At 28.6% G+C, this 23,798-nt stretch carries 27 protein-coding genes; 9 read left to right on the top strand and 18 right to left on the bottom strand.

The genetic code is table 11. The features are described from left to right. The 7 genes from ctaD (at position 1) to AMN81_RS03955 (ending at position 6,558) form a co-directional block, all read left to right on the top strand. Positions 1 to 1,635, top strand: a complete 1,635-nt coding sequence (gene ctaD, locus AMN81_RS03990) for a cytochrome c oxidase subunit I (RefSeq protein WP_072090820.1) — start codon at positions 1 to 3, stop codon at positions 1,633 to 1,635. A gap of 33 nt (positions 1,636 to 1,668) precedes the next feature. Continuing rightward, positions 1,669 to 2,580: a heme o synthase gene (cyoE, locus tag AMN81_RS03985; protein ID WP_072090819.1), complete on the top strand. Its 912-nt coding sequence runs from the start codon at positions 1,669 to 1,671 to the stop codon at positions 2,578 to 2,580. Positions 2,581 to 2,698: 118 nt separating this feature from the next. Further along, entirely contained in the window at positions 2,699 to 3,232 is a 534-nt protein-coding gene (locus AMN81_RS03975; protein WP_023854768.1) for a cytochrome c oxidase assembly protein, read from the top strand. Positions 3,233 to 3,241: 9 nt separating this feature from the next. Beyond that, entirely contained in the window at positions 3,242 to 4,030 is a 789-nt protein-coding gene (locus AMN81_RS03970; RefSeq protein WP_023854769.1) for a cytochrome c oxidase subunit 3, read from the top strand. A gap of 9 nt (positions 4,031 to 4,039) precedes the next feature. Beyond that, entirely contained in the window at positions 4,040 to 4,693 is a 654-nt protein-coding gene (locus AMN81_RS03965) for an SURF1 family protein (protein ID WP_072090817.1), read from the top strand. Next, positions 4,694 to 6,073, top strand: coding sequence for a threonine synthase (gene thrC / locus AMN81_RS03960; protein ID WP_072090816.1), 1,380 nt, complete (start codon positions 4,694 to 4,696; stop codon positions 6,071 to 6,073). It begins immediately after the preceding gene. After that, positions 6,073 to 6,558: a peroxiredoxin gene (locus AMN81_RS03955; protein ID WP_072090815.1), complete on the top strand. Its 486-nt coding sequence runs from the start codon at positions 6,073 to 6,075 to the stop codon at positions 6,556 to 6,558. The genes thrC and AMN81_RS03955 overlap by 1 nt, the downstream gene beginning before the upstream one ends. Here the strand turns inward: AMN81_RS03955 and rnhA are convergent. Genes rnhA through AMN81_RS03880 form a run of 15 tightly spaced genes read right to left on the bottom strand, consistent with a single transcriptional unit; the run spans position 6,550 to position 19,217 of the window. Further along, a complete protein-coding gene (gene rnhA, locus AMN81_RS03950) occupies positions 6,550 to 6,975 on the bottom strand; it encodes a ribonuclease HI (protein WP_072090814.1) in 426 nt (141 codons plus the stop codon). The two genes, AMN81_RS03955 and rnhA, sit on opposite strands and share 9 nt — an antisense overlap. Next, on the bottom strand, positions 6,975 to 7,940 hold the full coding sequence (locus AMN81_RS03945) for a homoserine kinase (protein WP_072090813.1): 966 nt from the start codon (positions 7,938 to 7,940) through the stop codon (positions 6,975 to 6,977). Before AMN81_RS03945 ends, rnhA begins: the two co-directional genes overlap by 1 nt. A 2-nt stretch (positions 7,941 to 7,942) precedes the next feature. Further along, entirely contained in the window at positions 7,943 to 8,887 is a 945-nt protein-coding gene (ispH, locus tag AMN81_RS03940; protein WP_072090812.1) for a 4-hydroxy-3-methylbut-2-enyl diphosphate reductase, read from the bottom strand. Beyond that, positions 8,877 to 9,812 carry a Brp/Blh family beta-carotene 15,15'-dioxygenase gene (locus AMN81_RS03935; RefSeq protein WP_072090811.1) on the bottom strand — a complete coding sequence of 312 codons (936 nt, stop codon included), beginning with the start codon at positions 9,810 to 9,812 and terminating at the stop codon, positions 8,877 to 8,879. Before AMN81_RS03935 ends, ispH begins: the two co-directional genes overlap by 11 nt. Before the next feature lies 1 nt (position 9,813). Next, positions 9,814 to 10,878, bottom strand: a complete 1,065-nt coding sequence (locus AMN81_RS03930; protein ID WP_072090810.1) for a lycopene cyclase family protein — start codon at positions 10,876 to 10,878, stop codon at positions 9,814 to 9,816. Beyond that, positions 10,865 to 11,716, bottom strand: a complete 852-nt coding sequence (locus AMN81_RS03925; RefSeq protein ID WP_072090809.1) for a phytoene/squalene synthase family protein — start codon at positions 11,714 to 11,716, stop codon at positions 10,865 to 10,867. Before AMN81_RS03925 ends, AMN81_RS03930 begins: the two co-directional genes overlap by 14 nt. Beyond that, entirely contained in the window at positions 11,716 to 13,176 is a 1,461-nt protein-coding gene (gene crtI, locus AMN81_RS03920) for a phytoene desaturase family protein (protein WP_072090808.1), read from the bottom strand. The genes AMN81_RS03925 and crtI overlap by 1 nt, the downstream gene beginning before the upstream one ends. A 39-nt stretch (positions 13,177 to 13,215) precedes the next feature. Then, positions 13,216 to 13,728, bottom strand: coding sequence for a F0F1 ATP synthase subunit B family protein (locus tag AMN81_RS03915; RefSeq protein WP_256998221.1), 513 nt, complete (start codon positions 13,726 to 13,728; stop codon positions 13,216 to 13,218). Beyond that, positions 13,703 to 14,293, bottom strand: coding sequence for a F0F1 ATP synthase subunit B family protein (locus AMN81_RS03910; protein WP_072090807.1), 591 nt, complete (start codon positions 14,291 to 14,293; stop codon positions 13,703 to 13,705). The genes AMN81_RS03915 and AMN81_RS03910 overlap by 26 nt, the downstream gene beginning before the upstream one ends. Positions 14,294 to 14,297: 4 nt before the next feature. Continuing rightward, complete coding sequence (locus tag AMN81_RS03905) at positions 14,298 to 14,525, bottom strand: F0F1 ATP synthase subunit C (RefSeq protein WP_006997791.1); 228 nt, start codon at positions 14,523 to 14,525, stop codon at positions 14,298 to 14,300. A gap of 17 nt (positions 14,526 to 14,542) precedes the next feature. Next, the gene (locus tag AMN81_RS03900) at positions 14,543 to 15,277 is read right to left on the bottom strand and encodes a F0F1 ATP synthase subunit A (protein ID WP_072090806.1); all 735 of its coding nucleotides are present in this window, start codon (positions 15,275 to 15,277) and stop codon (positions 14,543 to 14,545) included. 9 nt (positions 15,278 to 15,286) lie between these two features. Next, entirely contained in the window at positions 15,287 to 15,562 is a 276-nt protein-coding gene (locus AMN81_RS03895; RefSeq protein WP_072090805.1) for an AtpZ/AtpI family protein, read from the bottom strand. 9 nt (positions 15,563 to 15,571) lie between these two features. Then, positions 15,572 to 18,145 (bottom strand): chromosome segregation SMC family protein, encoded by a 2,574-nt coding sequence (locus AMN81_RS03890; RefSeq protein ID WP_072090804.1) that lies wholly within the window; start codon positions 18,143 to 18,145, stop codon positions 15,572 to 15,574. 8 nt (positions 18,146 to 18,153) lie between these two features. Continuing rightward, positions 18,154 to 18,732: a thioredoxin domain-containing protein gene (locus tag AMN81_RS03885; protein ID WP_072090803.1), complete on the bottom strand. Its 579-nt coding sequence runs from the start codon at positions 18,730 to 18,732 to the stop codon at positions 18,154 to 18,156. Further along, complete coding sequence (locus AMN81_RS03880; RefSeq protein ID WP_072090802.1) at positions 18,729 to 19,217, bottom strand: DciA family protein; 489 nt, start codon at positions 19,215 to 19,217, stop codon at positions 18,729 to 18,731. The genes AMN81_RS03885 and AMN81_RS03880 overlap by 4 nt, the downstream gene beginning before the upstream one ends. Between AMN81_RS03880 and AMN81_RS03875 the strand changes: the two genes are divergently transcribed. Together AMN81_RS03875 and AMN81_RS03870 are read left to right on the top strand one after the other, a co-directional pair. Beyond that, positions 19,218 to 20,204: an A/G-specific adenine glycosylase gene (locus AMN81_RS03875; RefSeq protein ID WP_072090801.1), complete on the top strand. Its 987-nt coding sequence runs from the start codon at positions 19,218 to 19,220 to the stop codon at positions 20,202 to 20,204. Beyond that, complete coding sequence (locus tag AMN81_RS03870) at positions 20,201 to 21,343, top strand: FAD-dependent monooxygenase (protein WP_072090800.1); 1,143 nt, start codon at positions 20,201 to 20,203, stop codon at positions 21,341 to 21,343. Before AMN81_RS03875 ends, AMN81_RS03870 begins: the two co-directional genes overlap by 4 nt. On the opposite strand, the gene AMN81_RS03865 is transcribed toward AMN81_RS03870, so the two are convergent. The 3 genes from AMN81_RS03865 to AMN81_RS03855 all read right to left on the bottom strand — a co-directional run bounded on the left by AMN81_RS03865 (position 21,340) and on the right by AMN81_RS03855 (position 23,794). Beyond that, positions 21,340 to 22,410 (bottom strand): site-specific DNA-methyltransferase, encoded by a 1,071-nt coding sequence (locus AMN81_RS03865; RefSeq protein ID WP_072090799.1) that lies wholly within the window; start codon positions 22,408 to 22,410, stop codon positions 21,340 to 21,342. The two genes, AMN81_RS03870 and AMN81_RS03865, sit on opposite strands and share 4 nt — an antisense overlap. A gap of 104 nt (positions 22,411 to 22,514) precedes the next feature. Further along, a complete protein-coding gene (locus AMN81_RS03860; protein WP_072090798.1) occupies positions 22,515 to 23,075 on the bottom strand; it encodes a ribonuclease HII in 561 nt (186 codons plus the stop codon). Beyond that, positions 23,075 to 23,794 (bottom strand): uracil-DNA glycosylase, encoded by a 720-nt coding sequence (locus AMN81_RS03855; protein ID WP_072090797.1) that lies wholly within the window; start codon positions 23,792 to 23,794, stop codon positions 23,075 to 23,077. Before AMN81_RS03855 ends, AMN81_RS03860 begins: the two co-directional genes overlap by 1 nt. Positions 23,795 to 23,798 lie beyond the last annotated feature (4 nt).

The raw sequence follows: 23,798 nt of genomic DNA, 5'->3' as shown, positions 1-23,798 counted from the left end.
ATGTATACACAAACAGCATCACACGACGATCATCATACACCAACTGGTTGGAAACGTTGGGCTTATTCAACTAACCACAAAGATATTGGAACCATGTATTTAATATTTGCAATTATTGCAGGTGTAATTGGTACAGCATTCTCAGTTTTAATGAGAATGGAATTGATGCATCCTGGTGATGGAATTTTAGGTGGAAACTATCATTTATATAATGTCTTAGTCACTGGTCATGGTTTGATCATGATCTTCTTTATGGTTATGCCGGCAATGATAGGTGGATTTGGTAACTGGTTTGTTCCAATAATGATCGGTGCACCTGATATGGCTTTTCCTAGAATGAATAATATTTCATTCTGGTTACTACCTACATCTTTCATATTATTAATAATGTCAATTTTCATGGATGGCCCTCCGGGTCAAACGGGTGTTGGTGGTGGATGGACTATTTATCCTCCTTTATCATCTACAGCTGGTCAACCAGGTCCAGCAATGGATTTTGCAATTTTAAGTTTACACTTAGCCGGAGCTTCTTCAATTTTAGGTGCGGTAAACTTTATTACTACAATTTTAAATATGAGAACGCCCGGCATGACACTTCATAAAATGCCATTATTTGCATGGTCAATATTAGTAACAGCTTTCTTATTATTGTTATCATTACCAGTTTTAGCAGGAGCGATTACGATGCTTCTTACTGACAGAAACTTTGGAACAGCTTTCTTTGATGCACAAACTGGTGGAGACCCAGTTTTATTCCAACATTTATTTTGGTTCTTTGGTCACCCAGAAGTTTATATTCTAATTTTACCAGGTTTCGGAATGATCAGTCATATTGTTTCAACATTTTCTAGAAAACCAGTTTTTGGATACTTAGGAATGGCTTATGCAATGGTTGCAATTGGTATAGTTGGTTTTGTTGTGTGGGCTCACCACATGTATACAGTTGGTTTAAGTACAGATACTAAAGCATACTTTTTAGCTGCAACTATGATTATTGCAGTTCCAACCGGTATAAAAATATTTTCATGGATAGCAACTATGTGGGGTGGCTCGATTTCATTTAAAACTCCAATGGTTTGGGCTTTAGGATTTATATTTTTATTTACTGTTGGTGGAGTTACCGGTGTAGTACTTGCGAACGCTGGAGTTGATACTGCAATGCATGATACTTACTACGTTGTTGCTCACTTTCATTACGTACTATCTTTAGGGGCTGTATTTGCAATCTTTGCAGGGTTTTACTACTGGTTTGGAAAAATGTCTGGTTACGAGTATTCAGAGTGGATGGGTCAACTACATTTTTGGTTAACGTTTATTGGAGTAAACTTGGTTTTCTTCCCACAACACTTTTTAGGTCTTGCAGGAATGCCAAGAAGATATGCTGACTATCCAGATGCTTTTGCAGGATGGAATTACATTTCTTCAATTGGTTCTTATATTTCTGTAATTGGATTGGTAGTATTTTTTATAAATCTTGCTTATGCTTTTTATAAGAAAAAGGCTGCAGCACAAAACCCATGGGGAGAAGGTGCTACAACTTTAGAATGGACTGTACCATCTCCACCTAATTTTCATACTTTTGAAGAATTACCAAAGTTTGAAGATGATGAGGGTGTTGAAAAATCTACAAGCTAAATATAGCAAACAAGATTTTTTAACTTTAAATTAATGATTAAGTCTAAATTAAAAAATAGAAACTTATCTCAAGAAGACGCCTTTAATTTATCTGAATTATTTAAATTAATGAAACCAAGAGTAATGTCTTTGGTTATATTTACATGTGCAGTTGGATTGTTAATGGCTCCAAATATAATTCCAACAAAAGATGCAATCATTGGAATAATTTTAGTTTCAATTGGAGCAGGAGCTGCTGGGGCTTTAAATATGTGGTACGAGTCTGATTTAGATGCTCTTATGACAAGAACTTGTTTGAGACCAATTCCGACAGGTAAAGTAAATAGAAATCAAGCACTGGTATTTGGAATTTCTCTTTCGATTTTTTCTGTAATTGCACTTGATTATTATTCAAACAGAATATCAGCTATTTTATTACTTTTTACTATTTTGTTTTATGTGTTTGTTTATACAATTTGGTTAAAAAGAAAAACTCCGCAAAATATAGTGATAGGAGGAGCCGCAGGAGCATTGCCCCCAGTGATTGGTTGGACTATAGCTACCAATTCTTTGACTTTTGAGCCAATTACATTCTTTTTGATTATATTCTTTTGGACGCCTTCGCATTTTTGGGCTTTAAGTTTGTATAAATCAGATGATTACAAAAAAGCAAAGATTCCAATGCTTCCTCTAACAAATGGTGTTGAGAGTACAAAATTAAATATATTTATTTATTCTTTAACAATGTTACCAGTAATTGTTTTACCATATGCTATTGGTTTTGTGGGTATAACTTTTTTAATCCCATCATTAATTTTGACAATTTATTATAATTATTTATGTTTCGAACTTTATAAATTTAAAAAGAACAAATTTGATGCAAAAAAAGCAAAATCTATTTTTGGATATTCAATTTTGTATTTATTTTTGATTTTTGTTCTTTTTTTAATTGATAAAATTTTATGATAACGCCTGACAAGAAAACAAAGAAAAAAAATATTATAACTGCAATAGCAATTTTAGCGTTTATGGTATTTTTATTTGTTTTTACTTTATACAACGTTGGAGTATTTGATAGACAGATATGATTAAAAGCAAAACATTAACTCCTTTACTTTTGGCTGGGATTTTTGTCCTTATGTTAGGATTGTCTTTTGCGGCAGTGCCTTTGTATGATCTGTTTTGTAGAGTTACAGGCTTCGGTGGAACAACCCAGGTATCTAAAGAGGCCCCAAAAATAGTTTTAGATAAGGTTGTAAGCGTGAGGTTTGATACAAATGTGAATAATCTTGAATGGAATTTTAAGGCAAAATCGAACGTGATTGATGTAAAGGTTGGCCAGGTCAACAGAATAGAATTTGAAGTTGAGAATATTGGAGATGAAACTACTTATGGTGTTGCTAGTTTTAATGTGTCGCCAGCAAGTTTTGGTAAATATTATAGTAAATTAGGATGTTTTTGCTTTGAAAAACAAGAGTTGAAGGCTGGTGAGAAGGCTACTTATGTGATGACTTTTTATTTAGACCCTGAACTTGTAAATGATCCAACAACAAAAAATCTACAAGATGTAACCATGTCGTACACTTTTTTCTCGACAGATTACTATAAACAATCATAATCACGAAAAATGTCAGCAGAAAAAAAACACGATTACCACTTAGTTGATCCAAGCCCTTGGCCAATCTATACATCGTTTGCATGCTTAGTATTAGCAATAGGTGCAATTTTTTATATGCATAATGGCATTTCCTGGGGAATGTATCTTGGTTTAGCGTTATTAATTTATGGCGCGTACATGTGGTTTAGAGATGTAGTTATCGAAGCTGAACATCAAGGTCATCATACTCCTGTTGTTCAAATTCATCACAGATATGGAATGACTTTATTTATTGCTTCAGAGGTAATGTTCTTTGTTGCATGGTTCTGGGCTTACTTTGATATAAGTTTATTTCCAAATGAATTTGTTGGAAATGTATGGCCTCCCAAAGATATTGAAACGTTTGATCCTTGGGACATTCCTTTAATAAATACTCTAGTTTTATTATTATCAGGAACAACTGTTACTTGGGCTCATCACGCTTTATTAGAAGATGATAGAAAAGGATTTATACAAGGTTTAACACTAACTGTTATTCTTGGTTTCTTTTTTACATTATTGCAAGCATACGAATATCATCACGCTACTTTTACGTACTCAGGACATATTTATGGAGCTGTATTTTATATGGCAACAGGTTTTCATGGTTTTCACGTCATAATTGGAACGATATTTTTAGCAGTATGCTTGTGGAGAGGAAGACTAGGTCATTTTACTAAAGATCATCATTTTGGATTTGAAGCAGCTGCTTGGTACTGGCATTTCGTTGACGTAGTGTGGCTATTCTTATTTGCTGCAATTTATATTTGGGGAAGTTAATATTTATCCTTGAAGAATAAATTACTATTTTCAGTTTTTGTTTATTTTATTATTTTAATTCTTCTCTCCCTAGGGTTTTGGCAAATTTATAGATTAAATTGGAAATTAGAGCTAATTGAGCAAATAGAAAATTCTTTAAAAAACGACCCAGTGGAATTATCCAATGTTGAAAAAAAAAACTATCTTAGAATAAAAACAAGTGGAGATATTGATTTTGATAAACAAATTTACTTATATAATTTAAATGATGCAGGGAAACCTGGATTTGAGGTAGTTAATCCAATAAAAATTGGTGACGTCAATTACTTAATGAATAGGGGATGGATACCTTTTGAAAAAAAAGACCTACCTGAAATAAATTTAGTTGATCAAAATAAAATAGTCGGCACTCTTATGCTACAAACTAAACCAAGTACATTTAAACCAGAAAACGATATTGAGAAAAATTATTGGTTTACTTTGAATAGAGAAGATATTTCAAAATTTACTGGAAGAAATTTTTCAGAGTATGTCATTTATTTAAACGGGGATTACAAAATTCCAAAACCAAGAGTGATTACTGCTAAAATTTCAAATAATCACAAGAAGTATGCAATTACTTGGTTTTCTATGGCGATTTCAATTCTTTTAATATATTTATATTTCAGGAAAAAAAATTATTAAATGAGATACGTAAGTACAAGAGACACATCAAAAACCTTTGAATTTAAAGAGGTTTTTATCAAAGGCCTTGCTGATGATGGAGGCTTATTTATTCCAGAAGAATTAACGAAATATACTGAAAATGAAGTTAAAGAATTTAAAAAACTAAGCTACTCAGAGTTAGCCAAAAAGATCGTTCATCCATTTATTGGTAATTTCATGTCACAAGCAGAATTAAGTAAAATTATTGACAAGTCTTACTCTACATTTAGACGGGATAATGTTGTAGATTTTATAAAACTTGGAGACAGAACTGTGTTAGAGCTGTTTCATGGTCCAACTTTAGCTTTTAAAGATGTTGCTATGCAACTTTTAGGTAACTTTTACGAGTATTACCTAAATAATGAAAATCAAAAGATTAATATTGTTGTTGCCACATCTGGAGATACTGGTGCTGCAGCAATTGATGCAATTAAAGGTAAAAAAAATGTTAATATTTTTGTGCTTCATCCAGATAATCGTGTTTCACCAGTTCAAAGAAAATTAATGACAACAGGTAAAGATGAAAACGTATTTAACATAGCCATAAAGGGAAATTTTGATGATTGTCAAAACTTAGTTAAATCCATGTTTGCAGACAAGAAATTTTCAAATGATATTAAAATGTCAGGTGTAAACTCTATTAACTGGGCGAGGATTATTGCTCAAAGTGTTTATTACTTTTATAGTTATTTATCAGTTGAAGATGCAAATGAACCAACAAATTTTTCAGTGCCGACAGGAAATTTTGGAGATGTATATGCAGGATATTTAGCCAAAAAAATGGGCTTGCCGATAGATAAATTGATTGTTGCAACTAATCAAAATGATATTTTACATAGAGCAATTTCAAAAGGTAGTTATGAAGCAGAAAAAGTTTCAGAAACTATCTCCCCAAGTATGGATATACAAATAGCCAGTAATTTTGAAAGACTTATATTTGATCTTAATAATGGAGACGATCAACAGACTTCTCTAGATATGAAAAATATTAAAGAGAAGGGACAGTATTTAATAAATGACGATAAATTAAATAAAATTAGCGAAAACTTTTTATCAGCTAGAATGAGTGAGGATGAGACCTTAGAGGTAATTAAAAATGTATATGAAAAATTTGCAGTAGTTTTAGATCCACACACAGCTATTGGGTATGGAGCATTTGATAAACATAACTTAAAAGGAAACAATATCGTACTTGCAACAGCGCATCCCTGCAAGTTTCCAGACGCCATTCAAAGTGCAATTAATGTGAAAGCAGAATTGCCCAATGAATTAACTTTTGTTTTAGATCAAAAAGAAAATTATGATATTGTTGAAAATGATATTGAAAAAGTAAAACAACATATTAAAGATAGAACATAATGAAAATAAACGAAAATGATTTACTGCCTAATTCAGAAGTATTTGTTTTAGAAAATGGTGAGCCAACTAAAAAAAAAATTGAAGATTTTTTCAAAAATAAAAAAGTAGTCTTATTTGGATTACCAGGTGCTTATACATCAGTGTGTTCTGCTAAACATTTACCTGGTTATGTTAAGTTGCATGATAAGTATAAAGAAAAAGGTATTGATCATATTATTTGCATATCTGTAAATGATCCTTTTGTTATGAATGCCTGGGGAAAAGAAAATAATGTAGGCGATAAAATTATTATGATGGGAGACCCTTTTTTAAATTTTACTAAAGATATAGGTGCGGATGTTGATAAAAGTGGTAGAGGTTTAGGTATTAGATCAAATAGATACACGATGTATGTTGAAGATATGAAGGTTATTAAGTTACAAGAAGAAAAAGATACTGGATCTTGTGAAATTTCAGCAGCAGAAAACTTTTTAAATTTAGTCTAAATTCGCAGCTTTTTTAGCTAATAAGTCTACTTCTTCATTCATAGGATTTCCATCATGAGCCTTTACCCAATTCCATTGAACATTAAGTGATTTATTCAAATTATATAATTCAATCCACAAATCTTTATTTTTAACATCTTCTTTTTTTGATGTTTTCCAATTATTAGCTAACCAAGTATTAATCCATTCAGTTATTCCATTTTTCACATATTGAGAGTCAGTATATATTTTTATTTCAACACCAGGCTTCATATCCTTCAGTGCATTTATTGGAGCAAGTAGCTCCATTCTATTATTTGTAGTGTTTTTTTCACTACCACTAATTTTTCTTATTTCTTTTTCATCATTTATAATAGCAGCCCATCCACCATTACCTGGATTTGTTAAACAAGAACCGTCTGTGTAAATTATAATCATTAATTTAAATAGTCTTTAAATGAACTTAAATTGTTGTGAGAAAGCAATTTTTGATAATATTCATTAGGATCTTTAATTTTAATCAATGCTGTTTTTGGTGTATTTGAATAGTCATACAATCTTGTTAACAAATATCTTAATGCTGCACCTCTACATAAAATATTTATAGATTTCTTTTCCTTTGTTGAAATTTTTTTAACGCTTTCATACCCTTTGATTAAATTTTTAATTTTTTTATGATTCATTTGGAATTTTCTCTTTTTATAGTCAAAACAAAGAGCATTGATGCATATAGCAATTTCATACATAAAATAATCATTAGCAGCAAAGTAGAAATCAATAATTCCTGAAAGTTTATTTCTTTTGAAAAATATATTATCTATAAACAAGTCACCATGGATAATACCTTTGGGTAATTGTTTAGGCCAATTTTTATTAACATTTTTTAGGTTATTTTTTAAGAATACTTTTAAATTTGAAAATTTTTTTGACTTAAATTTAATACTTTCCAACAAGGGTTTTAAATTCCTAATACCCATCGAATTTTTTCTATTAAGCTTCATTTTATTTGTGACCAAATGCATTCGAGCAATTGTTTTACCAATTACATAACAATCATTTATATTTAAAATTTTTTTATCTTTACCCTCTAAGAATGATACAATACATGCAGTTTTGTTTTTTAATTTAATAAGATATTTATTTTCTTTAGTTTTCAGTGGCTTAGGACAGTTTATTTTTGAATTATTCAAATGATCCATTAACTTCATAAAAAAAGGTATTTCTTTTTGCAAAACTCTTTTTTCAAAAATAGTTAAAATATATTTTTTCTTTTTTGATTTAAGAAGATAGTTTGTGTTTTCTATTCCTTGCTTGATACCTTTAAAACTTATTACTTTATCAATATTAAATTTTTTATTAATAATATTAATTTCTTTTTGATTTATTTTTGTATAGACAGCCATTTTTAATTTAATTTGTTGGGAACTTTAAATACAACATCTTCTTTAATTATTTCAACTTCATCGATACTTATAGAAAATTTATTTTTTAAATCATTAATAAAATTTTCTACTAATATTTCTGGCGCAGATGCTCCTGAAGATATACCTATAGTATTGCAATTTTTTATTTGATCATACGGTATTGAGCTTTCTGAGTGAATAAGTTGTGAATTTTCACAGCCTGATTTTTTTGCTACTTCAACTAGTCTAACAGAATTTGAAGAGTTTCTACTACCAATAACAAAAAACATGTCACAATTTTTTGCAATATTTTTTACTGCCATTTGACGGTTTGTGGTTGCATAACAAATATCTTCTTTCATTGGTTCTTTTATATTAGGAAAATTGGTTTTTAAAATTTTGATTATTTCTTTTGTATCATCAACTGACAAAGTAGTCTGAGTAATATATGCTAATTTTTTGTCTTCTTTATTTTTATAGTTTGCAGCATCTACCTCATTTTGGATTAGATCTATAGAACCTTCATTTAATTGACCCATAGTTCCAATTACTTCTGGATGATTTTGATGACCAATTAATATTATATGGTAGCCAGCTTTATTAAGATTTTCTGCTTCTCTATGAACTTTAGAAACAAGTGGACATGTAGCATCCACATAAGTCATTTTATAATTTTTTGCATCTTCAGGTATTTTTTTCGGAACACCATGCGCTGAAAAAATTACCGGTCTTGATTTATCCTTTATCTCCTCCAGCTCTTCAACAAATATTGCCCCTTTATTTTTTAAATCATCTACAACATACTTATTGTGTACTATTTCATGACGCACATAAACCGGAGCTCCAAATTTTTGTATAGATTTTTCAACTATTTCAATTGCTCTTTCCACCCCAGCACAGAACCCACGAGGCGCAGATAATAATATTTTTAATTCTTTATTTTTCATTTTTTTCTAAAAAATATTCCAGCAATATATGTGGAAAGGTTAAAGACGCCAAACCTATAAATATTATTTTTAAAATTGCACTATCTAAATTAAATGAATTATTCAGTAGATAAAGTGCAATAAAAGAAAAAATAGCAGTTAAAATTGTTAAAGGTAAAGCTTTATTAACAAATAATTTAAATCCATTAACTATACTATTTGGATCAAGTTCAATAGCGAGGGAAATTGAATGTCTTATTGAATGTAAAAAACAGAAATAAACAGTAAAAGCTATTAGTGGAGATAAATAATAATTTAATATCAAAATTGAAAAATAATCTAAAAAAACAACAAATTTCTTGATTTCAAAATTCTTTAAGAAAAGAAAAATACTAGATAGTGTGCTGCAGAATATTCCTATTTGAATTACATTATTTGTCTCAATAAAATCTAAACTTGAATAAAATGTCTCATTATTGATTAATAATAATTTGAAAATCGCTATTGTTTCCTGAAAATGAAAATACAAAGGAGCAAGTATAATTAATAATCCTTTAAAAAAATAAAGTATTTGAGTGAAATAAGATTTTTCATTAATCAAAAATTGTGTATCTTCTTTGCCAAAGTGGTAGGAAGCGATCATTAAAAAAATAATTAAAGTTATTGATGGTAACAATATCCAAGTTACGATAACTAATACCGAAATTAAAATATATATAATGTAGAATATATAACTTGATTTTATATTAAACAATTTAAGCAGTTTTTTTCCTTTAATATGATCTAATGAACCATGGGAAACCCCTATAATTAAAATTAAAAGTAAACACAAAATTGATGAAATATTAAAATTATTAAACTTGAACAGTAAAATACAAAAAATGTTTACAAGAAAGAAAAAAATAAATGAATGATTTAGATTTATTTTTTTTATTTTATTGTTCATTTTAAATTAATTCTTTTAAAAATTTCCACTTTGGCATTTTTAGAATTACCTCTAAATCTTCAAAAAAACTGCTTTTATTTGATAAAAAGTTGATAGCTGTTTTAGGTTTTGAATTAAAAACTTTAAAAAATATATTTCCCATTTCATTGGAATTATTTTTTAGAACTCTTAATAAGATTTTATCTAAAAAATCATATTTTGAATTAATTTTAAATAAATTTACATTTTTAATATTTTCTATGTTTTCTCTTATATATCTGCTCTGTTCTTGAATATTTAGGAACGTATAACCTGTACTTAATCTAGTCATGCCTCCTGCTGAGCCTATATAAATTTCATTTAATTTATTTACATTTTTCTGTCTAAAAAGTGGAATTGCACCAGTTTCTTTGAAATTGATTTTACAGTTTCTGATATTTAGGTGGTTGCTTAAATAATTATCAATTTGTTCATCATAATCTTTGAGTTTTTCATCATTTAGCTCAGATATCCAAGTAGTTTCAACTAATGCATTCCTTTTAGTAAATGGTAACGTATAAAAAAAATGAACTTTGTTTCTTTGATCACAAGCAAAGTCCATCAAATTGAAAATTTCGTCATCAAAAAAGTCTTTTTCTGTTTCTATTTCAACTCCACAAAAGTGTTGCCATAACTCACTCTGTTTATTCTCAAAATTAGGTACACTATTAAATACAATTGAATTTGATTTATCTATTTCGTCAATACTTTTAAAAAACTGAATATTTTTATTTAATTTAAGTTTTGAAAGTATTTTTTCGTAGAACATACCACTATCAATTGTTTGATATGGCGTATGTTCGCAATTTATATATTTCGTATTATTGGGTGTATTTATTGTAAAATTATTCCAACTTTTTTTGACACAGTCATCAAAATTATGGGAAAAAACTTTCCAAAATGACCAGGTTTTATCTCTTTTATAATCTTCTCTTGGTTCAATTATTGCTAGGGTTTTATCTTTTAATTTTTCATAAACTTCCAGCTCATATGCTAATGAAAGACCTGCGCAACCTCCTCCTATAATTGTATAATCAAATTCTTTCATTTAAATTTATTTCTTCATTAATTAAATTATGGTCATGATTAATATTATCATCGTTTTTACTTATAAGTGATAACTTAATTAAGTCAAAAATAGATAAAAAAGTTTCAATAATTTTTTCAATATTTGAAACATAAATTTTTCCAGACTTTTTATAATTTTCTATGTTTTGTTTATTTAAGATTTTATATCCTATTTTTCTATAAACCCTTCTTGCTACTAAAATAGAAAATCTGAAACTTAACGGTATTTCTTTAATTGAGTAAAATGAATTTTCATAAAACTTTTCTGAAAGCTTGATTGTGGTCTTTATGTCCTCAAAACTTTCATTGATATAAAATCTTTTATTTTTTTTATCTTCCATAACATCCCTGGAAATATTTGTTAATTGCATAGCAATCCCAAGATCAATAGCTGATTTTAGAGATGGTTCTTTGTGAACATTCAATATCTTAGCCATCATCAATCCAACTGTTCCAGCCACCCTATAGGAATAAATTAATAATTCTTTTTTTGAATTAAGTTTAACATTTTCTTTTATATCAGAATTAATACCCTCAAATAAATCATCTACAATTTTAGTTGAAATACTAAATTCATTAATAAGACCCCACATGTTTTTAATAACCGGATCATCATAATTTTTATTAATAAAATTATTTCTAAATTTAATAAAATTATCTTTTTTTACTTCTATCTTATTTTCATCATCAGCAATATTATCTGCTTCTCTACAAAAATCATAAAGCGCAGAGCATTTTTCATAGGTTTTTTTTGGTAAAAAAAAACCTGCCCAATTAAAAGATTTTGCGTAAATAGCTAAATAATTCTTTGTTAACATTAAAATAATTTATCTAAAACTTTTGCTGAAGAGAGAACACCTGGTACCCCAGCCCCAGGATGTGTTCCTGCACCAACAAAGTATAAACCATCATATATTTCAGATTTATTATGAAATCTAAAGTATGCGGATTGTGTAAATTTAGGTTGAATTGAAAACCCTGATCCAAATTTTGTATTTAATTCTTTTTCAAAGTAATCAGGTGTTAGATAAAAGTCCTCAACTATATTATTCTTAAGATCTGGCATTAAGTCTTTTTCCATTTTTTCAATTACAAGATTTTTCATTTTCTCACCTTCAGTTTCCCAATTTATTTTTGATTGATTGTTGGGAACAGGCACTAACACATAAAAACAATCATTTCCATCTGGGGCCATAGTTTTATCGGTCGCTGTAGGTCTGTGAAGATAATAGCTAATATCGTTATTTAATTTTTTCTTATCAAATATTTCATCAAGATGTTCTTTATACTTTTCTCCAAACTTTATTGTATGATGTTCAACATTCTCATAAATTTTTTTTGTTCCAAAATAGTAAACAAATAAGCCCATAGAATATTCCATTCGATTTTTTTTCCAATTAAACAACATGGAATTCTCGTTGCTTTTGCTTAACATTTTCTCGTAAAATGCAGGTGGATCTGCATTACAAACAACATTATCTGCACCAATTTCATTGTCATTATTTAATTTTACACCACTTATTTTATTATTTTTTGATATAATTTCTGTAACTTCACTGTTTTTTATTATTTCAATACCAACCTCATTCATTAATTTTTCTAAACCTTTAATTATATTTCCTGTTCCTCCAACTGAATAATGTATTCCCCATTTTTTTTCTAAATAAAGAATTAATCCATAAATAGAAGTGGTGGTAAAGGGATTTCCCCCAACTAGTAAAGGATGCATGCTAAGCATTCTTCTTAATTTTTCATTTTTTATATAAGATGAAACAAGTGAGTAAACTGATTTATAACTTTTAAGTTTTAATAGGGCAGGCAATTGTTGCATCATTACGAAAGGTTTATCAAATGGTACATCTGCAAGTTCTAAAAAACCTTTATCAAATATTTTTTTTGTAAAATTAACTAATTTTTCATATCCATTTACATCTTCTTTGCTAAGCTTCTCAATTTGGTTTTTCATCTCTATTTCGTCGCCTGAATAATTAAATTTAGTTTTGTCTTCAAAAATAAACTGGTACCAAATTTTAAGTGGAGTTAGTTCTATATAATTTTTTGGATCTTTATTGAATAACTCGAACAATTCATTAATTAAGTAGGGTGCAGTAATTACTGTTGGTCCAGCATCATATATAAATCCGTTTTTCTTAAAAACTCTTGCTCTTCCACCTAGGTCTGGATGTTTTTCTATTAATTTTACGTTATGTCCTTTTGCCTTAAGTCTTAGCGCTGCTGCGATCCCACCAAATCCCGATCCAATGACTATAGAGTTCATTTTAATAATTTATAGCTTTTTTGAAAAATTGTAAGTGTATTATGAGTTAATTTTTTTTAACTCTGCTTTAGTTTCATCTAAATTTTTTTGAAACACAGCATCTAATTTTGACTTGTCTACAGATGTAGTTATTATTTTTTTAACTGAGTCCACGGCAATCTTTATTGATGCGTCCTTAATTTCTTTTAAAGCCGCTTCTTTCATCTGACTTATTTTATTTTCAGCTAAATTTTTTTTAATTTCTGATGATTTATGAAACTTATCATTCATCTCAATTATTAATCTATCTGCATCTTTTTTGGCGTTCTCAAGAATTTCGTTGCTAACAGACTGAGCTGTATCTAATTTTTTTTGTGAGTTATCTAATAGTGTTTTTGCCTCGGTTCTTAATTTTTCGCTTTCATCAATTTCATTTTTAATGTCAGATATCATTTTATCTAACATTTCAGAAATTTTTTGTGGAATTTTAAGGTAAATTAACGCTCCAAAAAAAATAATAAATGATACGGCTACCCAAAATGTTGCATCAATTGCCATAGTATTTATCTCCATTTCTTTTAGATAGATCGTCAACAATTGCAGATATACTACTATTATTTACTTCTGCTCCAATTAGTTTTTGCAATAACTCAGATGAAGTCTCAATAGCAATTTTATTTATTTTATCTGGCGCATTTTTTCTTAATGCATCTATTTCTTTTTCAGCCTCAGCAATTTCATTATCAATTTGCTTATCAAGCACTTCTCTTTTTGCACCAATATCTTTTAGCGCTTTTTCTCTTGCTTGATTGAAAATACTATTAGCCTCAAGTTTGCTTTTAGATATAATTTCATCGTATTCTTTTAGTTTTGCATCACTATCTTCTCTTTGTTTCTCAGCAGCCTCAATATTTTCTAATATTTGGGATTTTCTCGATTCTAAGTTGTTACTAATTTTTGGTAGTATTAGTTTAGATAAAACTAAATACATAATACCAAAAGTAAGTACTAGCCAAAAAATTTGAGAAACCCAAAACTCTGGATTTAATTGAGGCATACCTCCGCTTTCAGCTGCAAAAGCTTCTTTAATAAAAAAGAAGCTAAAAAATATTGACTGAAAATATATTTTTTTAACCATCAATTTAAAACGCAAAGAGAATGATTAACGCAACTACTAATCCGAATAATCCTGTAGCTTCTGCAAGTGCGAAACCTAAAAGCAAGTTAGGAAATTGTTTTTGTGCTGCAGATGGATTTCTCATTGCACCAGACAAATAATTTCCAAAAATTATTCCGATACCAACACCGGCTCCAGCTAAAGCAATTGCTGCTAAACCTGCTCCGATCATTTTTGCTGCTTCTAATTCCATTATATCCTCCTCTGTTATTAATGGTGTAAATTTAATGCATCATTTAAATAGATGCAGGTTAAGATTGCAAAAACATAAGCTTGAAGAAAAGCAACTAAGATCTCCAAACCAGTTAACGCAACCGAAAAACTTAGTGGAAGCCACCCACCAACTATTCCAAGGCTAATTACAAAGCCTCCGAAAACTTTCATCATTGTATGACCAGCCATCATATTGGCAAATAATCTAACTGATAAACTTATAGGCCTACTTAAATAAGAAATAATTTCAATAACAACAATTAAAGGGAGCAATACTGCAGGCACTCCACTTGGGACAAATAATTTTAAATACCCAAATCCATGTTTAATAAACCCAATTACAGTCACTCCAATAAATATAAATGCTGCGAGTACAAATGTTACAATTATATGACTGGTTACAGTGAAAGTATAAGGTATCATTCCAAACATGTTACAAAATAAAACAAACATGAATAGAGAAAATATAAATGCAAAGTATGGTTTAGCTTTTGATCCAGCTGTATCGCTAATCATTTTGGACACAAAGGTATAGCTAAGTTCTGCTAATAATTGAATTTTGTTTGGTAGTATTGAATTTTTTTTTGATCCTAAATTAAAGATTAACAAAATAGACACAGTACTTAAAATCATAAACAAACTTGCGTTCGTAAATGATATGTCGAATGCTCCAACTTTAATTTCAGGTCCAATTCTATAAACGTCGAATTGGGACATAGGATTTGCTGCCATAATACTTATTTATTTTTGCATTTTTTTTGCGGATCTAATCACATTGGTTATTCCAGCAACTACACCAACAAAAAAAAATATTAATATAAACCAGGGTTTAGTACCAAAGGTCTTGTCAAAAATAAACCCAATAATTGTCCCCACAGCCACTGCAGAAACAAGTTCTGTGCTCAATTTGAATGCAGTTCCTATAGGCGAGGGGTCATTCTTCTTATTGTAGAGATTTTTCTTTGAAATCTTGTTTTTTGCAATCTCTAAGCGAGTTTTGAAAGGGTCTTTTGGCATTTATATAGTTTAAGCAACCATACTCTCTGCTTTTTGTAAATCAACAGCCACAAGCTGACTAATTCCTTTTTGAGGCATCGTCACCCCATATAGTCTGTTCATTTTTGACATGGTTAAAGCATGATGAGTTACGATTATGAATTTAGTATTGGTTATTTTTATTAATTCCTCAAGTAGACTACAAAATCTTGTTACGTTAGCATCGTCAAGTGGTGCATCAACCTCATCTAATACACATATAGGTGAAGGGTTTGTTAAAAATACTGCAAAGATTAATGAGAGGGCGGTCAAAGCTTGCTCACCTCCAGATAACAAAGTTATAGATTGAAGTCTTTTTCCCGGAGGACTAACTAACATTTCTAAACCTGCTTCAAGTGGATCATCAGAGTCCACCAGTTCTAGTTTGGCATTTCCACCATTGAAAAGTTTTGTATAAACTTCATTAAATTTTCTATTAACTTTTTCAAAAGCTTCAATCAATCTTTCCCTTCCTTTTTGATTAAGTTCATTAATACTATCTTTAAGTTTTACGATAGCAGCAACAAGATCGGCACGATCCTGTTCCATTTTTTTTATCTCTTCTTCATATTTACTTGTTTCTTCATCTGCTTTTAAATTTACAGATCCTAATTTTTCTCTTTCTTGTTTTTTCTTGTCTAAAGCATCTTCTTGATCAACTGGATTTGGAAGCTCTTCTACCCCGTTTAAATTTGAATTTTCTAAAATATTATCTTCATTCAAATTTAACTCAGAACTAATTCTATCAAGGAGATCATTTTTTCTTTTTTGCAGGCCTTCAATTGTAGCTCCTGAGCTTGCTTTTCTTTCTCTGATTTGAATTGATTGTTCTTGAATTTCATTTAATTGCGTTCTTAACATTTCAATTTTTTGATCTGTCTCATCTATAATCGCTTCATTATCAATTTTTTCTTTATCTGAAATTCTTAAATTTTCTGAAATTTGACCTTTTCTTTCTGCCTGGGCTCTAGGCTGGTTTTCTAAATCACTTAATTGTTTTGATAATTTTTCTTTTCTTTGTGTTAGTTCATTAACCATTTTTTCTGAGTTAGTTAATAAATTTTTCCAACTTTCAATTTCCGTTTCAATGGTTTTAATTCTTTCATTTCTTTTTATGGACTCATTTTTAATTGATTGATTTTTACTATATGCATCAGCATATTTTTCTTGGAGTAATTTTATATTTTCTGATTTTTCGCTAACTCCTAATAACTCACTTCTAGATCTCTCATTTTTTAAATCATTTAAAAAACTATCTAGCTCCATATTACATCTATCTAGAAGTGTTACTGCTTGATTTATTTCATTACTATCTATTAATTCTTTTACCCTTGATATAGTGTTTTTTACATTTCTTATTGGACCAACACTTATATTTACAGTTTCTTCTGCTAAACTGTTTACAACTTCATCAACAGCTTTTTGTTCTTCTTTAAGTTTATTTTTTGCACTTTCTAACTCTTCATTAGATAATTTTTCTGTTTCAAAATACTTCGAGTCTGTCTCAATTAATTCAGTTTTTTCTTCCTTCAATCTTTTTTCATTTGAGTTAGCGTCTATGATTATCCCTTTTTCTCTCGTGATATCATCATCAAGTGTTTGAATTGATTTTTTGATGCTTTCTATCTCATCTTGAATTCTTGTATTTTCTTCATCTAAACTTTGAAGTTCTAAATTAAGTCTTTGTATCCTTGATAAATTTTCAATATTTTTCTCTCTCAATGGATTTACTTTATCTGTAAAAGTTTTAATTGAGTTTTCTAATTCAGATATTTTGTTATTAAATCCTTCTACTTCTCCTTCTGCCTCAGTATTAATTTCATTTTCTATTCTAATTTCTTTATCTATTTCTAATAATTTTAAATAATATAAACCTGCTTCAATTTTTTTAATTTGATCTGAAATTAGTTTGTATTTTGTTGCCTCTTCAGCTTGTTTTTGAAGATTTGCTAATTGTTTTTCTTGCTGTCTTCTTAGTTCATCCGCTCTTTTTAAATTATTCTCAGCCGCACCTAATCTTAATTCAGCCTCATGTCTTCTAACGTGTAAACCAGATATTCCTGCGGCTTCTTCTAAAATAGACCTTCTATCTGTTGGTTTCGCTGTTACCAATGCACCTATTCTTCCTTGACTAATCATGGATGGAGAGTGCGCACCAGTCGAAAGATCTGCAAAAAACATTTGAGCATCTCTTGCTCTTACTTCTTTATCATTAATATAAAATTTAGATCCTTTATCTTTTTCTATTTTTCTTCTCACTTGTATTTGCTCTAATTCACGGTATTGGATAGGGCCCTCTTTATCTTTGTTTTCAACTTCGATTGATACTTCTGCAATATTTTTTGATGCTTTGTTAGATGTCCCTGAAAATATAACATCTTCCATACCAGATCCACGCATACTTTTTGCCGAGGTCTCTCCCATTACCCATCTTAAAGATTCTACAATGTTAGATTTACCACAGCCGTTAGGACCCACTATACCCGTAAGACCATCCTCAATTAAGAAGTTGGTTTTTTCAGCAAAAGATTTAAATCCATTTAATTGGATTTTTTTAAACTCCATGCACTAACTTATATCAGTTTTTCTAGCGCTTTTTTTAAATTTTTATAATTTAGAGTTTTTTCAAATTTTTCGTTGTTAATAATAATCGTAGGAGTTGCGTTCACTTTGAAGTTCTTTGCTCCATCGATTCGATCGTTTAATACAAAATCTTCAATTTCCTTATTATTTATGCAAGTATCAAAATCAATACTAAATCCCTCACTTTTTAAAAATTTTTGTAGATTTTTATTTGCCTCCTGTATTGAACTTCCCTTTACCCATTTTTGTTGATTAGCATATAAACTTTCAAGGATATCTGAATTTCCATCATTCTTACACTGAGAAACTTTAGATGCATTAAAGGCAGCTATGTCTAATGGAAAATGTCTAAATTCAATTTTAGCAATTCCTTTATCTAGAAATTCTTCTTTTAATTGAGGATAAACATTTTTATGAAAGTTAGCACAATGACTACAAGTTAATGATTCAAAAGCTATAATAGTTATTTTTGCATCCTTTTTACCGACAGTTATCCTTTTAATTTCCTCAGCTTGTACATTTAAGACTGTAGTAAAAAATATTAATATTAAGAATATAATTTTTTTCATTTCTCTCTAAAAACCCTGGTTAACTCTGTTAATGATTTTTTAATTTTTTCGTTTTTAACACCTTTAATCTTATCTTGATATTTACTAATTGCCACATTTTTAACTTTTGTTTCACCCGAGCCCGTCATTTCATGTTGATCATCAAAACTTATGAATTTAAGCTTTTCAACAACAGAATATCCAAAAAAATTATTCATTTTATTTAAAATATCTTTTTTCGAATATTCTACGTCAACTTCATGTCCTCGCTTGACCATAACCACTAAGGTACTAACACCAAATTTATTTGAATTTTTAAATGTTTTTGGATAGCAAATTTTAAATAATTCGCTTCCAACTAAAAATTTCCAATTGCTCAGAGTTTCTGAATATACATGACCTTTTTTATTTATTATTTTTTTGACATTTTTTGGCAAAGTGTCTTTGAAAGATCTTAATCCTTGAATGCTAGCGTTTCTCTGCTTAGTATTATTTTTAGATTGCATATGAAAGATCAAATAATAACAAATAATATTCTTAATTGGTATGATTTAAATAAACGATCTTTACCTTGGAGAAAGAATGTTTCTCAAACAAAAAAGCAATATTACACTTTAGTAAGTGAATTTATGTTGCAGCAAACCCAGGTTGCAACGGTAATACCTTACTTTAATAGATTTATAAAAAATATTCCCACAATAGAAAAATTATCTAAATATGATGATAGAAAATTAATGAAACTTTGGGAGGGTCTTGGATACTATTCAAGAGTAAGAAATTTAAAAAAAACAGCTCAAATAGTTGTTAAAAATTTTAATAAAAAAATACCTAGAAATTTTGTAGATTTAAAGTCTCTTCCAGGAATTGGAGATTATACAGCAAGTGCAATTTCTGCAATTGCATTCAATGAACCAATAATTCCTCTAGATGGTAATATTGAAAGAGTATTAAAGAGATACTTATTTTTAAAAAAACAAGATCAAATAAAAAAAGAAAATTTACATGAGAAGAAAAAAATTTTTGGAACATCTGTCAAAAGGTCTAGTGATTATGCTCAAGCTTTAATGGAAATAGGAGCACTAATTTGTAAACCTGTTAGTCCTAATTGTAAGAACTGTCCATTAGTAAAAAAATGCAAATCATTTAAAAATAAAAATTTTGATTTAGTAAAATTTAAAAAAAAAGGTAAGGAAACTTTTTACAAGCTAAATGTTTATAAAAAAAATAATCATTATTTATTAATCAAAAATAATAAATTTAATTTTTTGAAAAATTTTAATATCTTCCCGATGGAGGAAGTAAATAATCCTAAAAATTTTGATAGAGATTTGAATTTTAAAATGTCTAATATGAGCATGAATATTAAAATTGAATTTAAAAATAAATATAATTTAAATAAAAATAATTATTGGATTGATCCAACAAAGCTTCAAAATTATACACTGCCAACATTTACAAAAAAGATAGTAAAATTTTTAGAAAGTCATAAATGAAAAAAATAGCAATAATTGGTGCTGGAATTTCTGGTTTGTATATTGCCAATTTATTTAAAGATCATAAGGATTATCAGGTTACGATTTATGAAAAAAGAAATTCAATAGAAATAGATGAAGGCTATGGAATTCAGCTGTCAGTAAATAGCGTGAAGCTTTTAAACAAAATAGGCTTTGCTTCTCTCACTAAAGAGGAAAAATTTAATCCAAAAAAAATTGATTTTTATGAAATTAAAAATTCAAAAAAAATTTGTGACTTAGACATTTCAAAATTTAATTCTGAAGATTGTAAATATACAACATTGAAAAGATCAAAATTACTTCAATTTTTAAAAGAACAAATAAACGAGGATATAATTAGATATAATCACACTATTGAACAGATTGATTATGATAAAGATTCAATAAAATTAATATTTGATAAAAATAAAATTAGTTGCGATTACTTAATTATTTCAGATGGTGTGTTTTCTAAGGGGAAGTTATTAATTTCAAACAATAAATCAAAACCAATTTACAATGACACGATTGCTATTAGGGGCACTATATCGAGAGAAAATCTACAAAATATAAATGAAGAAAATATTTCTTTGTTTTTAGGGCCAAATTTTCATTATGTTATTTATCCAATTAATAATGATAAAAATTTAAATTTTATTGGCATTTTAAAACATAAATTAAATTCAAATGAGCAAGAGAATTACAATCTTTTTAATGAGAGTTCTTTTATAAAAAATATTAAATTTAAATTATCTAAAAAAGTTTCTTTAAGTTTTTTGGAAAGTCTTCAAAATATTAAATTATTTCCAATATTTGTAAGTAAAAATTTATACAATCCTCCAAAAAATATATTCCTTGTAGGAGACGCATTTTTTGCTTTTTCACCTTCATTTGCGCAGGGAGCTTCCCAATCAATTGAGGGATCTAATGAATTATATAAATGTTTAATAAATAATAATAATTTTTATGATATCAGATTGAAGAGAGTAAAAATGATTAAAAGCAGATCTAATTTCAATCAATTTGCTTTCCATTTATCAAATCCAATTATGATTATATTAAGAAATATTTTTTTAAAACTTTTAACTAAGAATAAAAAATTTTTACAAAGTTATTTGGGTAAAATTTATAAAAGTTAATTTTTAGAAATTAATCTTTGTCTTAGATAATCAATAGGATAAGTTCGTCCATTTATATCACAGTGCCAAAAAGTCCATCCATTGCAACTTTCAGCTCCTAAAATAGTAGCCGCAACTTTGTGTATAGAACCCTCTGCTTGATTATGTTTTATACTACCATCAGCCATAATTCTGGCTGTTATTTTTTTCTTATTATCAAAAATATTAGTTCCAGGTTTAATTATTCCAAGCTCAACTAATGAACCAAAAGGAATTCTTGGTTTTGATCTATTATTTTTTAGAGTATCTAATAAGTCGTCCTCAATAGGTTTTGTAGCTTTTATGCGTTGCTCAGCAGCTTTAAAATAATTTTTTTCCTTTTCTATTCCAAAATAATTTCTTCCTAGTTTTTTTGCTACTGTAGCTGTTGTTCCTGATCCTAAAAAAGGATCAAGAATCAGGTCATTTTTATTAGATGTAGCTAGTAAAATTCTATGTAATAGTGCTTCTGGTTTTTGTGTAGAGTGAATTTTTTTTCCATCCTTTTTAAGTCTTTCAGAACCATTGCATATTGGAAGATCCCAATTAGATCTCATTTGCAAATCATCATTTAAGCATTTTAAAGATTGATAATTGAATGTGTATTTTGATTTTTCACTTTTAGAAGCCCATATCAAAGTTTCATGAGCGTTAGTAAAACGTGTTCCTCTAAAGTTTGGCATTGGATTGTTTTTATTCCAAATGACATCGTTTAAAATCCAAAAACCTAAATTTTGGATTGCTGTGCCAACTCTAAAAATATTATGGTAGCTTCCTATAACCCAAATTGCTCCATCTTTTTTTAAAATTCTTTTACATTCACCAAGCCATTCATAAGTGAAATCATCATATTTTTTAAAATTTTCAAATTGATCCCACTTATCATTTACCGCACTAACCTTTGATCTATCGGGTCTAGTTAATTCACTTTTTAATTGTAAGTTGTAAGGAGGATCAGCAAAAATTAAATCAAAAGTTTCACGTGGAATTTTTTTTAATTCTTCGAGACTATCTCCATTAATTATTTTATTTTTGAAATCAGTTTTCATTTGTAAAAATTAATTAGACTCCAAATGGATTCTACGGTCAACCTGAGATTGAAAAATTTGGATTCGATTAGTGTTTCTAAATTAGAAGGTAACTAGATGTAGTATTAATTTATTTTAGATATTGGTGAAAAAGTTTTTCTATGATGTTTGGTAATACCTAATTTTTTCAAAGCTTTTAAGTGCTGTTTTGTTCCGTACCCGAAGTTTTTATCCCAGTCATAACCTGTATTTTTTTTTGACAAGGTGGCTATAAACTTATCCCTTGATACTTTTGCAATTATAGAAGCTGCCGAAATAGAGGGGATTTTTTTATCTCCTTTAATAACTGATTTTAAATTATAATTTTCTAATTCTGGAGTTTTGTTTCCATCTATCAGAACGTGTGTTGGTTTTTTCTTAAGTTTTTTTATAGCTCTTTTCATAGCCAGCAAACTTGCCTGTAGTATATTCAGCTTTTCTATTTCTTTGACAGAAGCTTTGCCTATGGACCAATAAGAATTTTTTTTTATATATGTACAAAGATACTCCCTCTCTTTTTTACTTAATGATTTTGAGTCTTTTAATAATTTTTGATTAATTGATTTTTTTAAAATTACTGCTGAAGCATAAACAGGCCCAATTAAACTTCCTCTACCAACCTCATCAACCCCAGCAATTATCTTCATCAAATTTTTAACTTCAGATCTTTTATTTTGTCTCTAATTTTCTTTAAATCTTCCCATGAGTGTTTTTTATTTTCTGGAAAACGGATTAAATAAGATGGATTAAAAGTTATCATTAAAGGGAATGTTTTGTTTTTTAAAATCACTTCCTTCCAATGTCCTCTTTCATTAGTTATTTTTTCACTTATTCCTGTAACAGCCTCCATTGCTGAACTACCCATCAAAACAATGATCTTTGGGTTTATAATTGATATATGCTCTTTCAAAAATTCTGAGTATCTTTTAATTTCGGTCGAGGTTGGTTTTCTGTCATCAGGTGGTCTAAAATTGATTGCATAACTAGTGTAAATATTTTGTCTCTTAATATTGATGGCTATAAGCATTTTGTTAAGAAGTTCACCAACTTCACCTCTAAATGGGACGCCCAATTTTTCTTCCTCAGGCCCAGGAGCCTCTCCAATTAACATTAGTGGACTATTTATATTTCCCTCACCTAAAATAATTTTATTTGAATTTTCTTTCAATTTACAATTTTCAATTGAATTTATTTGATCTTTTAAATTTTTTATTAATTCTTCTTTATTAATTTGCAGGGTTCCATTGTTCGTTTCTAAAATATTAAATCTATTTATTGGCTTATCAGCGAATATAAATTTTGGCTCAATAGTATTAATTAGTTCTTGGTTTAATTTGGTATTTTGATTTATCACTTTTTTAGTCATAGTA

It is taken from the genome of Candidatus Pelagibacter communis (genome assembly GCF_001179845.1).
GTDB classification, from domain to species: Bacteria; Pseudomonadota; Alphaproteobacteria; order Pelagibacterales; family Pelagibacteraceae; genus Pelagibacter; species Pelagibacter ubique_Q.
The sequence above is the reverse complement of the archived record's forward strand: the minus strand, read 5'-3'. Positions and strand labels throughout refer to the sequence as shown.

Coding starts and splice junctions, on each gene's coding strand:
- ctaD (WP_072090820.1), top strand. CDS start 1: ATGTATACACAAACAGCATCACACGACGATCATCATACACCAACTGGT.
- cyoE (WP_072090819.1), top strand. CDS start 1,669: ATGATTAAGTCTAAATTAAAAAATAGAAACTTATCTCAAGAAGACGCC.
- AMN81_RS03975 (WP_023854768.1), top strand. CDS start 2,699: ATGATTAAAAGCAAAACATTAACTCCTTTACTTTTGGCTGGGATTTTT.
- AMN81_RS03970 (WP_023854769.1), top strand. CDS start 3,242: ATGTCAGCAGAAAAAAAACACGATTACCACTTAGTTGATCCAAGCCCT.
- thrC (WP_072090816.1), top strand. CDS start 4,694: ATGAGATACGTAAGTACAAGAGACACATCAAAAACCTTTGAATTTAAA.
- AMN81_RS03955 (WP_072090815.1), top strand. CDS start 6,073: ATGAAAATAAACGAAAATGATTTACTGCCTAATTCAGAAGTATTTGTT.
- rnhA (WP_072090814.1), bottom strand. CDS start 6,975: ATGATTATAATTTACACAGACGGTTCTTGTTTAACAAATCCAGGTAAT.
- AMN81_RS03945 (WP_072090813.1), bottom strand. CDS start 7,940: ATGGCTGTCTATACAAAAATAAATCAAAAAGAAATTAATATTATTAAT.
- ispH (WP_072090812.1), bottom strand. CDS start 8,887: ATGAAAAATAAAGAATTAAAAATATTATTATCTGCGCCTCGTGGGTTC.
- AMN81_RS03935 (WP_072090811.1), bottom strand. CDS start 9,812: ATGAACAATAAAATAAAAAAAATAAATCTAAATCATTCATTTATTTTT.
- AMN81_RS03930 (WP_072090810.1), bottom strand. CDS start 10,878: ATGAAAGAATTTGATTATACAATTATAGGAGGAGGTTGCGCAGGTCTT.
- AMN81_RS03925 (WP_072090809.1), bottom strand. CDS start 11,716: ATGTTAACAAAGAATTATTTAGCTATTTACGCAAAATCTTTTAATTGG.
- crtI (WP_072090808.1), bottom strand. CDS start 13,176: ATGAACTCTATAGTCATTGGATCGGGATTTGGTGGGATCGCAGCAGCG.
- AMN81_RS03915 (WP_256998221.1), bottom strand. CDS start 13,728: ATGGAGATAAATACTATGGCAATTGATGCAACATTTTGGGTAGCCGTA.
- AMN81_RS03910 (WP_072090807.1), bottom strand. CDS start 14,293: ATGGTTAAAAAAATATATTTTCAGTCAATATTTTTTAGCTTCTTTTTT.
- AMN81_RS03905 (WP_006997791.1), bottom strand. CDS start 14,525: ATGGAATTAGAAGCAGCAAAAATGATCGGAGCAGGTTTAGCAGCAATT.
- AMN81_RS03900 (WP_072090806.1), bottom strand. CDS start 15,277: ATGGCAGCAAATCCTATGTCCCAATTCGACGTTTATAGAATTGGACCT.
- AMN81_RS03895 (WP_072090805.1), bottom strand. CDS start 15,562: ATGCCAAAAGACCCTTTCAAAACTCGCTTAGAGATTGCAAAAAACAAG.
- AMN81_RS03890 (WP_072090804.1), bottom strand. CDS start 18,145: ATGGAGTTTAAAAAAATCCAATTAAATGGATTTAAATCTTTTGCTGAA.
- AMN81_RS03885 (WP_072090803.1), bottom strand. CDS start 18,732: ATGAAAAAAATTATATTCTTAATATTAATATTTTTTACTACAGTCTTA.
- AMN81_RS03880 (WP_072090802.1), bottom strand. CDS start 19,217: ATGCAATCTAAAAATAATACTAAGCAGAGAAACGCTAGCATTCAAGGA.
- AMN81_RS03875 (WP_072090801.1), top strand. CDS start 19,218: ATGAAAGATCAAATAATAACAAATAATATTCTTAATTGGTATGATTTA.
- AMN81_RS03870 (WP_072090800.1), top strand. CDS start 20,201: ATGAAAAAAATAGCAATAATTGGTGCTGGAATTTCTGGTTTGTATATT.
- AMN81_RS03865 (WP_072090799.1), bottom strand. CDS start 22,410: ATGAAAACTGATTTCAAAAATAAAATAATTAATGGAGATAGTCTCGAA.
- AMN81_RS03860 (WP_072090798.1), bottom strand. CDS start 23,075: ATGAAGATAATTGCTGGGGTTGATGAGGTTGGTAGAGGAAGTTTAATT.
- AMN81_RS03855 (WP_072090797.1), bottom strand. CDS start 23,794: ATGACTAAAAAAGTGATAAATCAAAATACCAAATTAAACCAAGAACTA.